14 protein-coding genes are annotated in these 11595 nt (G+C 67.7%); 4 read left to right on the top strand and 10 right to left on the bottom strand.

Annotated features, from left to right (window positions below):
* Positions 1–3013: glutamate synthase central domain-containing protein (locus tag ACWDTP_RS33220; protein ID WP_450027471.1), on the bottom strand; the 3013-nt coding region annotated here is incomplete at its 3' end.
* 358 nt (positions 3014–3371) lie between these two features.
* Complete coding sequence (locus ACWDTP_RS33215) at positions 3372–3668, bottom strand: hypothetical protein (RefSeq protein WP_450027470.1); 297 nt, start codon at positions 3666–3668, stop codon at positions 3372–3374.
* A gap of 67 nt (positions 3669–3735) precedes the next feature.
* Here ACWDTP_RS33215 and aqpZ point away from each other — a divergent pair, with 67 nt between their 5' ends.
* On the top strand, positions 3736–4518 hold the full coding sequence (gene aqpZ, locus ACWDTP_RS33210) for an aquaporin Z (RefSeq protein WP_450027469.1): 783 nt from the start codon (positions 3736–3738) through the stop codon (positions 4516–4518).
* Here aqpZ and ACWDTP_RS33205 read toward each other — a convergent pair.
* From ACWDTP_RS33205 to ACWDTP_RS33190, 4 genes are all read right to left on the bottom strand, one after another.
* Entirely contained in the window at positions 4515–5342 is an 828-nt protein-coding gene (locus tag ACWDTP_RS33205) for a hydrolase (protein WP_450027468.1), read from the bottom strand. The two genes, aqpZ and ACWDTP_RS33205, sit on opposite strands and share 4 nt — an antisense overlap.
* Before the next feature lie 44 nt (positions 5343–5386).
* Positions 5387–5938 carry a Dps family protein gene (locus tag ACWDTP_RS33200; RefSeq protein WP_450027467.1) on the bottom strand — a complete coding sequence of 184 codons (552 nt, stop codon included), beginning with the start codon at positions 5936–5938 and terminating at the stop codon, positions 5387–5389.
* 78 nt (positions 5939–6016) lie between these two features.
* On the bottom strand, positions 6017–6916 hold the full coding sequence (locus ACWDTP_RS33195) for a DNA-3-methyladenine glycosylase family protein (protein ID WP_450027466.1): 900 nt from the start codon (positions 6914–6916) through the stop codon (positions 6017–6019).
* 9 nt (positions 6917–6925) lie between these two features.
* Complete coding sequence (locus ACWDTP_RS33190) at positions 6926–7285, bottom strand: DUF427 domain-containing protein (protein WP_450027465.1); 360 nt, start codon at positions 7283–7285, stop codon at positions 6926–6928.
* A 59-nt stretch (positions 7286–7344) separates the two neighbouring features.
* Here ACWDTP_RS33190 and ACWDTP_RS33185 point away from each other — a divergent pair, with 59 nt between their 5' ends.
* Positions 7345–7803: an SRPBCC family protein gene (locus ACWDTP_RS33185; RefSeq protein WP_450027464.1), complete on the top strand. Its 459-nt coding sequence runs from the start codon at positions 7345–7347 to the stop codon at positions 7801–7803.
* A 123-nt stretch (positions 7804–7926) separates the two neighbouring features.
* Positions 7927–8136: a hypothetical protein gene (locus ACWDTP_RS33180; protein WP_450027463.1), complete on the top strand. Its 210-nt coding sequence runs from the start codon at positions 7927–7929 to the stop codon at positions 8134–8136.
* A gap of 62 nt (positions 8137–8198) precedes the next feature.
* On the opposite strand, the gene ACWDTP_RS33175 is transcribed toward ACWDTP_RS33180, so the two are convergent.
* From ACWDTP_RS33175 to ACWDTP_RS33160, 4 genes are all read right to left on the bottom strand, one after another.
* Entirely contained in the window at positions 8199–9017 is an 819-nt protein-coding gene (locus tag ACWDTP_RS33175; protein WP_450027462.1) for a class I SAM-dependent methyltransferase, read from the bottom strand.
* Positions 9018–9080: 63 nt separating this feature from the next.
* A complete protein-coding gene (locus ACWDTP_RS33170) occupies positions 9081–10097 on the bottom strand; it encodes an NAD-dependent epimerase/dehydratase family protein (protein WP_450027461.1) in 1017 nt (338 codons plus the stop codon).
* A complete protein-coding gene (locus ACWDTP_RS33165) occupies positions 10094–10606 on the bottom strand; it encodes a nuclear transport factor 2 family protein (protein ID WP_450027460.1) in 513 nt (170 codons plus the stop codon). Before ACWDTP_RS33165 ends, ACWDTP_RS33170 begins: the two co-directional genes overlap by 4 nt.
* A gap of 42 nt (positions 10607–10648) precedes the next feature.
* Positions 10649–11074 carry a hypothetical protein gene (locus ACWDTP_RS33160; protein ID WP_450027459.1) on the bottom strand — a complete coding sequence of 142 codons (426 nt, stop codon included), beginning with the start codon at positions 11072–11074 and terminating at the stop codon, positions 10649–10651.
* A 75-nt stretch (positions 11075–11149) separates the two neighbouring features.
* Here ACWDTP_RS33160 and msrA point away from each other — a divergent pair.
* Positions 11150–11595 (top strand): peptide-methionine (S)-S-oxide reductase MsrA (gene msrA, locus ACWDTP_RS33155; RefSeq protein ID WP_450027458.1); only part of this gene is annotated, 446 nt, incomplete at its 3' end.

Raw genomic sequence — 11595 nt, 5'->3', positions numbered from 1 at the left:
GGTGCGGCGGCGGCGAGATCAGCCCGACGCCCGGGGTGGAATGCCGGACCTCGGCAACCCACGGGTACACCTTGTGTCCCGGAAGCTGCCCGCCCTCACCGGGTTTCGCGCCCTGGGCCATCTTGATCTGGATGTCGGTGCAGTTGGTCAGGTAGTGGCTGGTCACCCCGAAGCGTCCCGAGGCCACCTGTTTGATGGCGCTGCGGCGCCAGTCGCCGTTCTCGTCGCGGTCGAAGCGGTTGACGTTCTCGCCGCCCTCACCCGAGTTCGACCGGCCGCCAAGGCGGTTCATCGCGATGGCCAAGGTTTCGTGGGCTTCGGCCGAGATCGAGCCGTAGCTCATGGCGCCGGTGGAGAACCGTTTGACGATCTCGGCGGCCGGTTCCACCTCCTCGAGCGGGACCGGTGCACGCACACCGTCACGGAACTTCAGCAGGCCGCGCAGGGAGGCCATCCGCTCGCTCTGGTCGTCGACCAGGCCGGTGTACTCCTTGAAGATCGAGTACTGACCGGTCCGGGTGGAATGCTGCAGCTTGAACACCGTGTCCGGGTTGAACAGGTGGTACTCACCCTCACGGCGCCACTGGTATTCACCGCCGACCTCGAGCTCGCGGTGGGCGCGCTCGTCGGGACGGGACAGGTAGGCCAGCGCGTGCCGGGTCGCGACGTCCTCGGCGATGTCGTCGAGGTCGATACCGCCGACCGGACAGGACAGTCCGGTGAAGTAGGCGTCGAGGACCTGCTGACTGATGCCGATGGCCTGGAAGAGCTGCGCACCGGTGTAGGAGGCGAGTGTCGAGATGCCCATCTTGGACATCACTTTCAGCACGCCCTTGCCCGCGGCCTTGACGTAGTTGGCCTTGGCCTGATCACTGCTGATCCCGGTGATCACGCCGCGGTCGACCATGTCCTCGATCGATTCGAAGGCCATGTACGGGTTGATCGCCGCGACACCGAACCCGACCAGCGTGGCCATGTGGTGCACCTCGCGGGCGTCACCGGACTCGACGACCAGGCCGACCTTGGTCCGGGTGCGCTCGCGGACCAGGTGGTGATGCACCGCGGCGACGGACAGCAGCGACGGGATCGGCGCCATCGTCTCGGTCGATTCGCGGTCGGACAGCACGATGATGCGGGCGCCCTCGCGGATCGCTTCGGACACCTTGGCGCGCACGGTGTCCAGTGCCTCTTTGAGGCCCTGGCCGCCCCGGTTGACCGGGTACAGGCAGCGGATCACCGCGGCCCGCATCCCGTGTTTGTGTCCGCGGACCTCGTGGTCGGGGTCGACACAGATCAGCTTGGAAAGGTCGGCGTTGCGCAGGATCGGCTGCGGGAGCACGATCTGCCTGCACGATTCGGGACCGGGGTTGAGCAGGTCGCCCTCCGGCCCGATCACCCCCTGCAGGCTGGTGACCACCTCTTCGCGGATGGCGTCCAGCGGCGGGTTGGTGACCTGGGCGAACAGCTGCTGGAAGTAGTCGAACAGCATCCGCGGCCGGGCCGAGAGCACCGCGATGGGGGTGTCGGTTCCCATCGAGCCCAGCGCCTCGGCGCCGGTGCGGGCCATCGGCGCGACCAGCAGGTTGAGTTCCTCGTAGGTATAGCCGAAGGTCTGCTGGCGCAGCACCACCCGGTGGTGCGGCATCCGGACGTAGTCGCCCGGCGGCAGCTCGTCGAGCGGGAACAAGCCCGCCTCGATCCATTCCTGGTAGGGCTGTTCGCCGGCGAGCTGGGCCTTGATCTCCTCGTCGGAGACGATGCGGCCCTGCGCAGTGTCCACCAGGAACATCCGGCCGGGCTGCAGACGCATCTTCTTGACGACGGTGGACGGATCGAGCGGCAGCACGCCGGCCTCCGAGGCCATCACCACCAGGCCGTCCTCGGTGACCCAGATCCGCGACGGGCGCAGTCCGTTGCGGTCGAGCACCGCACCGATGACGGTGCCGTCGGTGAAGCAGACCGAGGCGGGCCCGTCCCAGGGCTCCATCAACGAGTCGTGGAACTCGTAAAAGGCCCTGCGTGCGGGATCCATCGATTCGTGCCGTTCCCAGGCCTCGGGGATCATCATCAGCACGGCGTGCGGGAGGCTGCGCCCGCCCAGGTGCAGCAGCTCCAGCACCTCGTCGAACCGTGCGGTGTCGGATGCGCCGGGGGTACAGACCGGGACGATCTTGTCGAGCCCGTCGGTGCCGAATACGTCGGTGCGGATCAGTGCCTCACGGGCGCGCATCCAGTTCTCGTTGCCGGTGACGGTGTTGATCTCGCCGTTGTGGGCGATCCGGCGGAACGGGTGGGCCAGCGGCCAGGACGGGAACGTGTTGGTGGAGAACCGGGAGTGCACGATGCCGAGCGCGCTGGTGAGCCGGTCGTCCTGCAGGTCCAGGTAGAACGCCTTGAGCTGCGGTGTGGTCAGCATGCCCTTGTAGACGAAGGTCTGACCGGAAAGGCTTGGGAAGTAGACCGTTTCACGGCCCGGGCCGTCCTGGCCGGGACCCTTGGTGCCGAGTTCGTGTTCGGCGCGTTTGCGCACCACGAATGCCTTGCGCTCCAGGTCCATCCCCGAGGCGCCGCCGATGAACAGCTGGCGGAAGGTCGGCATGGCGTCGCGGGCCAGGGCGCCCAGCGACGAATCGTCGGTGGGGACCTCGCGCCAGCCGAGCACCTCAAGACCCTCGGCCTCGGCGATCTTCTCGACCGCCTCGCTGGCCGTCGCGGCGTCGCGCGAGGACTGCGGCAGGAAGGCGATGCCGGTGGCGTAGCTGCCCGGCTCGGGCAGGTCGAAATCGCAGACCGCACGCAGGAACGCGTCCGGCACCTGCAGCAGGATGCCCGCACCGTCGCCGGTGTTCGGCTCGGCGCCCTGGGCGCCGCGATGCTCAAGGTTGACCAGGGCCGTGATGGCCTTGTCGACGATGTCCCTGCTGCGGCGACCGTGCATATCGGCAACCATCGCCACGCCGCACGCATCGTGCTCGTATGCCGGGTTGTACAGCCCTTGCGATTTGGGCGCCATTCCCACCTAGCCCTTCAACACGCTGTTCTTGACCTCCGCCGCCGGTCGCCAGTCACGGCACCCGGCGGGCGTTGGCCGGCCCGGCGGTGGAGACCTTCGTGCAGCACTGGACGACGGCTATGTCCCACACGCCTTAAGTGGAGAAAACGATAGGGCAAACCCCCTGCGTGATGCCAACTTAGCCAAGCCTAACCAGGTCCGACCGCCGACCCGCCTGCCGAGTGGCACGTCGACCGTCACGGCAGCCAATCAGCGTGCAGCCCAATGTGATTCATACCCCGGACGGCTCGGATCGAAACGCCGCCGAAGCACCCCATCATGGCAACCACCTCGGCGTTAATTTGCTGTGTGACATTTATCATGTTGTTATACTGCTGTTATAGGTCAATGCGCCATTTGCACAAAGCTTAGTCAGATTCTTAGAGTTTGCCGAAATACCGCCCTGACCGGCCCGGCGGCGGGTCCCGGGCGGCGGCCCCGCGGCGACGGATGCGGCATCGTCGGTGATCATCGCCACATCTACCCGTCCCCGGCAAGTGAACTCGCGGGCCCGCCGCACCCGATATCGAATGGCCAACAGCGGGTAACCACCGGGTGAAGCGTCGATCACGTTGACGCAGAAATGATTTCGATTTGCACACAGTTCGGCAAACACGATACTGCCATCAGCTAATGGGTGAAACCGTACCGAATACCACATCCGGTAGTCGAGGAGACTCCTAATGATCGCACCCACAATGTCACACAGGTTGGCCGCTGAGTTCATCGGTACGTTCTGGTTGGTTCTCGGTGGCTGCGGAAGCGCCGTGTTCGCCGCGAAATTCCTCTCCGGCGAGGGCATCTCACTGGGGATCGGATTCCTCGGGGTCGCGCTCGCCTTCGGCCTGACCGTCCTCACCGGCGTCTACGCGTTCGGGGTGATCTCGGGCGGCCATTTCAACCCGGCCGTCACGCTGGGCGCCGCGCTGGCCCGCCGCGTCGAATGGGCCGCAGTGGTGCCGTACTGGATCGCCCAGGTGATCGGCGGCCTGGTGGCAGGCGTGGTGATCTACGTCGTCGCCAAGAGCCAGGAGGGCTGGACCGCCACCGGAAACATGGCGGCCAACGGCTACGGCGAACACTCGCCCGGCGGCTACGCACTGATCGCGGTGCTGATCACCGAGGTCGTGCTGACCGCCATCTTCCTACTGGTCATCCTGGGTTCGACCGACGACCGGGCCCCGAAGGGCTTCGCCGGCCTTGCGATCGGTCTCACCCTCACCCTGATCCACCTGATCTCGATCCCAATCTCGAATACCTCGGTCAACCCGGCCCGTTCGACGGCGGTCGCATTCTTCAACGGTGACGGCGCCCCCGCCCAGCTGTGGGCGTTCTGGCTGGCCCCGCTGGTCGGCGCTGCCATCGCCGGCCTGGCCTACCCGTATCTGTTCGGCGTGGCCGAGGAACTCGCCGACCGCCCGGTGCGCGACGACGCCCTGGAGAACCCGCCCCAGGGAGCTGTCTAGGTCAGGTGGTCGAATTCGCCGCTGACCCAGCGGATATGAGTTTCCGCTGACCGGTGCACTACGTCCTTGGCGGCACTGTCGATCTCGTCGCCGCCAAGGGTGTAGAGCCGGTCGTAGTCATAGGCGTCCAGCCGCGCCACGATGCGCCGCACCACCGCCGCAGACAACGGCACGTGTTTGGGGAAGTTGCGCTGGAACGACACCCAGTCGCGGGCCGGCCCGCCGGTGATGGTGTCACCCACCAGCAGGGTGCCGTCCCCGGTGAGCGCCACCGAACTGCCCCGCATGTGCCCGCCGACATGCACCAGCCGCACCCCGCCCACCGGTTCCACCTCATCGCGCCAGAGCTCGATCGACCGGTCGGGCCGCGGAAGCCACTCGGCATCAAGGGCATTCACATACACCGGGACGCTCCCGAACGCCCGGCTCCAGGTCAGTTGGGCGCCGAACATGTGCGGGTGGCTGGCCGCGACGGCGGCCAGTCCGCCCAGTCGGGTGACCAGTGCCAGGATGTCGTCGTCGAGGTAGCTCGGCGCATCCCAGAGCAGGTTTCCTTCGGCGGTCCGCACCAGGAACGACCGATGGCCGATGGCGAACCTCGGTGCCCGCCGCAGGCTGTGCACGCCCCGCCCGTGGTCCACATATTCGGTGTGGTGCGGTTGGGCGGCAAGCTCTTCCAGAGTGGTCCAGGTACCGTGCGGCGGTAGATCGCCACGCTCCTCCATCGTGACCACCTCGGTGGTCAGCACACAACCGTCGGCCGGCGGGCGGTTATCGGAATCCGGGTGTTCGATACCGCATCCGGTACATATCCAGGTAGGCACTCCCCCAGGCTGGCACCTCAACGGTAGTTGAGGTCAACTGCCCGTCACGCGGTCTTGCGGCGCGCCTTGCCCGCGGCCGCCCGTTCGGTGGGCTGGCCCTCATGCGCCAGCTGCCCGCCCGCGCTCTCCAGATGGGCGCGCACGAACCACTGGAACTTCTCCAATTCGGCGGCGTGGTCGATCAGCACGTCCTGCGACACCAGATCCAGCTTGTCCAGCCGGTCGATGCACTTGCGGGTGTCTTCGATCACGCCGGTGTACACCAGGTCGAGAGCGGCCAGGTGGGCCTGGACGTTGTCCCGGCCGACGGAGTAGTCATCCCAGGTGCGATCGGCGACGATCGCACCCGGCGTGCCCTTGGGAGACCTGCCCAGTGCCGCGATCCGTTCGGCGACCTCGTCGGCGTAGCCCCGCACCAGCACCACCTGTGGGTCGATCATCTCGTGCACACCGATGAAGTTGGGCCCGACCACGTTCCAATGCACATGTTTGAGCGTCAGGTGCAGGTCGTTGTAGGTGCTGAGCTGTTTCTGCAACAGCTCAGCCACCGCGGTGCCCTGCTTGTCGGTGAGTCCTGGAATCGTGAACGAAGTCACGGTGGCTCCTTTCGCCTACAGCGGTGATCCGCCCCTGCGGGTACCCGGCGCTGGCGCCCGGTAATCACACCGACCGGTTCACAGGGCCTTCAGATCGGGTATCGCCTGGCGCGCACCGCGCCGCGGATTGACCGCGAGACCGCTGACTTCCAACAACCGCACGGCCCGGTGCCGGTGCGGCCGCAGCGGTTCCAGCAATTCGATCATCGCCGCATCGTCGATCGGCTTGCCGAGCAGGCTCAGGCCCACGACCGTGGCCAGATGGTAGTCCCCCACCGACAGCGCATCGGCATCCCCGAATGCCCGTTGCACGGTCTCCGCCGCGGTCCATTCCCCCACCCCCGGTAGGGATCTCAGCCCGGCGACGGCACGATCGGCGGTGAGCCGTTCCAGCGCATCGGCACGGCGGGCGCATCCGACGATGGTCCGGGCCCGGCCGGGATCGACGTTGGCCCGGTGGAACTCCCATGACGGAATTCGTCGCCACACCTCGGCTGCCGGCGGGACGCGCATGCCGGCCGGGACCGGACCGGGCGCAGGCGCGCCAAACCTGCCCACCAGCGCGCGCCAGGCCCGCCAGGCGTCCATACCGGACACCCGCTGTTCGATGACGGCCGGGATCAGCGCCTCGAGCACCCGGCCGGTGCGGCCCAGCCGCAGATGCGGAGCCCGGCGGTAGGCCTCGGCGATGGTCGGCTCCACCGGTTCGAAACCGGTGGTGTCGTCGGCCGCGCCGAGCAGGGCGGGCAGGCCGTCGAGGAATTCGGCGGCGCCGGCGCCCCACGCCTCGCAGTCGACGGTGCCGGGTGCCGATTTGTCGATGCGGGCGGTCACCGGTCCACTCGGCATCAGGCTGGTCCGCCAGATCGCCCCGTCCGGCGTCACCCGGTAGCACGGATCACCGCCGCCGCGGCGCAGCGGGGCCAGCGTCAGGCCCGGGCTGGCCGGGCCGCTGAACACCACACTGGCGCTGGGCACGCCCCCAGGCTATGTCAGCGCGACATCCGCCTTGTCGGCGTAGAAGGCCACCCGGCCGGCGATCTCGGCTACGGCCGGGTAGGGCTGCTCATACGTCCACACGACGTCCTCGGCGGGGCCGACGTGGTAGTAGTTGGCCTCGCCCTTGTACGGGCAGTAGGTCGTGGTGTCGCTGCGGGTCAGCACCGACCCCACCACATCGGCCTGCGGCAGGTACTGCACCGCCGGATAGGTGGACTCCTGCAGGGTCAGCGCATCGTCGGTCTCGGCGACGACCTCGCCGTTGACCCGCACGGTCACATGCCTGCCGGTGGGGGTGATGGTGATGGGGTGGGCTTCGGTGGGTTCCAATACCGGTCGATCGGTCATACCTCACTCAACGTGACCGGCCTCACCATTCTTCCGCCTCCGGCAATACGATCTGGCACATGACCGCTCCCGTGAAAGCCTCCGTGTCGATCGCCGCCGATGCCGCCGCCGTGTACGCACTCCTCACCGACCTGCCGACGCTGGCATCGCTGGCCGAGGAGGCCCACGCGATGGAGTGGCAGAAGGGGGATTCGGCCACCCCCGGCTCGGTGTTCAAGGGCCACAACCGCAACGGGTCGAAGACCTGGAGCACCACCTGCACCGTCACGGATGCCGAGCCGGGCAAAGCGTTCGCATTCGACGTCAAGTCGCTCGTCTTCCCGGTCGCGCACTGGCGCTACGACATCGCGCCCGCGGAGGGCGGCTGCACTGTGACCGAGGCGACCTGGGACCGCCGGGCCGGCTGGTTCAAGGCGATCGCGGGCCGGGCGACCGGGATCACCGACCGCGACACCGCCAACGCCGAACACATCCAGCTGACCCTGCAGCGCCTGAAGGAGCGGGCCGAGGGGCGCTGAGCGCGGCGCCGAACCTACTCGTTTCTGCCATCCGACGATCAATCCCTGCCATCGGAATTATCCCGCTGACCTGCCTGTTTAGACAGTCATAACGCAACTGAGCGTAGGTCAGAGGAGATAGAAATGAAGAAGTTCGCAGTCGCCGTCATAGCCGCAAGCGGCCTGAGCGCCGCCGCCATGGGCCTGGCCGGCCCGGCCCAGGCCGCCCCGGCGGGCAGCCCCGACGGCACCGTCATCTCGGCGGGCGTGGACCGCCTGGACTGGCTGGACAAGATTCAGCCCAAGGTCAACGTTCCCAAGGTGGACACCACGGTGCGCCACAGTGGCCGGTGACGCGGGCCACCCGCACCCGCAGCAAAGAGGGGCACCCCGCAGGGGGTGCCCCTCTTTCGCGCTCAGAACGCGTAGCGGTGGTATTGGGCCATATAGCGCAGGGCGGGTAGCGGCCGCATCACCGTGGCCATCAGCCGGTAGTACCAGGCCACCTCGTTGAACACCGCATCGTCGAACGGTGACGTCCAGGCCAGCAGCCGGGTCCCGGGCACCGCGTCGAGGATGTCGGCAGGCTTGTTGATCGCCCAGTACAGCGTCGATCCGGACCGCCGCACCACCGCGTTCATCCACTGCGTCCGGATGCCCAGCCGGCTGAACGCATCGAACTGCAGCTCACCGGACCCGAATCGGTCGACGATCCGCCGCAGCAGCGCGACGCCGTCGTTTTCGGTGAGGTACATCGTGAGCCCCTCGCCGATCATCAGGGTCGGACGGTCGGCCGGGATGTCGGCCAGCCAGCCGGGATCGGTGACCGAGGCCGCCACCACCTGGTAGTTCTCGGCGGCGGGATAGAGCTGCGTGCGCAGGTTCGCGACGTCGGGGTAGTCGATGTCGAACCACCGCACGCCGGGGCCGGGTTCGAGCCGGAAGAACCGGGCGTCCAGTCCGCAACCGAGGTGCAGCACGGTCGCCTCGGGATTGACCGCGAGGAACTGCCGCGCCCAGTCGTCGAAGTGCAGGCTGCGGGTGGTCACCGACGCGGAGTTACCCCTGGTGATGGTGGTCCGGCTCCAGTCGTAGTCGATACGGTCGACGATCTCCTTGGCGTACCGGTCGCCGAGGATGGGTTTGGGCAGGTCGGCGTCGAGCGCCTTGGCGTAGAACGTCGCGAGCATGGTCTGCGGCGCCCCGCTCAGGTCGACCTTGAGTTTGTCGGTCATGGCCGCCAGGTTAATCCGCAATAGCGCTGCGGCACAGTGGCTTAACGTTATGCGGCGTGGCGTTCAGCCGCTCCGGCCCGCACGTTTGGCCGCCCGCAGGCCGACCCAGAATTTCGCGGCGTCACGGATCGAATCCTCGACAGGGCCTGGGCGCCAACCGAGTTCACGTTCGGCCTTGCCATGGTCGACGGGGGCTTCGGCCCGCATGAGCCGCAGTGAGGCCAGCGACAGCCGTTCGTCGGTGCCCTTGATCCTGCCCTTGAGGGTGCCCACCGCGGCCATGGCGTAGGTGAGCGGCAACGGGATCGACCTGGCCGGCGCCGGCACCCCCGCGGCCTCGGCGGCGATGCGCGCCACCTCGGCGTTGCTGATCATCTTCGCCGAGATCAGGTAGCGCTCGCCGGGTGTGCCCTTGTCCGCGGCCAGGATGAGCGCGCGGGCGGCATCCTCGACGCCGACGGCCTCGAGTTCGATGCCGCTCATCACGAACGGCAGCTTGCCGAAGGCCGCACCTGCGATGATCGCGCCGTGCGGGGTGCGGCCCCAGTCCCGCCCGCCGTAGGTGGTGGAGACGCACATCGCCACCGCGGGCAGGCCACGCTCGCGGGCGTAGCCGAGTACCAGCCGCTCGGCCTGCACCCGCGACCGCACATACGGGGTGAGCCCCTTGTCGGCGATGATGTCGTCCTCGGTGGCCACCTTGCCGCGCTTGCGGCCGACGGTCGCGTAACTGCTGGTGAAGACGAACCGCTTGATCCCGGCCGCGATCTCGGGTTCCACCGCGACGTCGAGCACGTTGCGGGTGCCGTCGACGTTGGTACGAAACAGCGGCGACGGGTCGCGCAGCCAGCCGCGGGTGTCGACGACGCAGTAGTAGACGACGTCGGCGCCGGTCATCGCGGACCGCAGCACGTCGTCGTCCCAGATGTCGCCCTCGAACCGGGTGACGTCGAGGTCGTCGATGCCGATCGTGTTGGCACCGGCCCGCACCATCACCCGGACCTCCGCGCCGGCGTCGACGAGTTGGCGGGTGACGTGTGAGCCGAGGTACCCGTTGGCCCCGATCACGAGCGCGGTCATCGCGCGGATCCCATCTGGCGTCCCATCTTCTGCATCCAGGCCGCGGCCTCGTCGGGCAGGTTTCCGAGTTCGGAGGCCTTGCGGCACCACTTCATTCCCGCGGACACGAAGCGCAGCGGGTTGTAGACGTCCTCCTGACGCGACCACAACCCGTCGCCGGCGTAGGTGAGGATCGAGATGTTGGTGGCGCTGATGACGGTTCCGTCGCCCGGGTCGGTCATCGGGTTGTCCAGTTCGCAGATGATCCGGCCGGTGGGTTCGTCGATGACCGACCACAGCGCCGGGAACGCGGTCATATAGCTGCCGGGAAAGGCCGTCATGGTCTTCCAGATCCAGGCCCGCACCTGCTCGCGGCCCTTCATGGTGCCCGCCGCGTGCTCGATGTAGTCGACGTCGGGGGTGTAGTGCTCGACCCACGCATCCCAGTCCTTGGCCCGGGCGGCCCGGTCCACGGTGCTTTCGAAGGTCTCGAAGGCCGCGGCCAGTTCGTCGCGGCTGAACGTGCTCATCCCGAAACTAGAACACGTTCTAACAAGGTTTGTCGAGGGCCGTCACTCGACGGCGAGGACCGCCCGGTCACCCAGTGGGCCCTGCAACGGCACATCGATGGTGCCGTGCACCGCGAGCGCGATGCACATCCGGCCGACGGCTTCCGGCGGAGTCCCGCCGTGCAGTTCCACCGTCACCGTCTCGGCGGTCTCCTGGGTGGTCAGGTGCACGCCGAAGCAGTCAGGGGTGCCCGCGGTGAAATTGACCCGCAGCCCCTGGCCGTCACGGCTGAAGGACTCGATCTTGGTCGAATGCTGGTCGACGATCCAGCGGTTGTCGTCGAACACCGTCCTCGACGGGTCCGGTGGCACCTCGGGGACCGCGGCCGAGTTCGGGTCGGCGGTCGCCGCGGGCAGACCGGCCGCGGGCAGGCCGGTCGTCGCGGCCAGGAGTAAACCGGTCAGCGTCGCGGTTAGCACTACACGCATGCACCCCACCGTAGTGGCCCGGCCCACTGCCGGTGGTGGCGCACAATGGTGTGGACGGAAGGGAGAGACAGCGCTATGGGCAATTATTCAACGGCGATCCTCGCGGGCGGCTGCTTCTGGGGCATGCAGGACCTGATCCGTAAACAACCCGGTGTGGTGTCGACCCGGGTCGGCTACACCGGCGGACGTAACGATCACCCCACCTACCGCAACCATCCCGGCCACGCCGAGGCAGTGGAGATCGTCTACGACCCGGCCCGCACCGACTACCGCGCCCTGCTGGAGTTCTTCTTCCAGATCCACGATCCGTCCACCAAGGACCGGCAGGGCAACGATGTCGGCACCAGCTACCGGTCGGCGATCTTCTACCTCGACGACGATCAGAAGCGCATCGCCCTCGACACCATCGCCGATGTGGACGCCTCCGGGCTGTGGCCCGGCAAGGTGGTCACCGAGGTGACCGCGGCCCCCGACTTCTGGGAGGCCGAACCCGAGCATCAGGACTACCTGGTGCACTCCCC

The sequence above is a fragment of the Mycobacterium sp. NPDC003449 genome (assembly GCF_053588415.1).
This window is presented reverse-complemented; position numbering and strand designations above follow the sequence as displayed.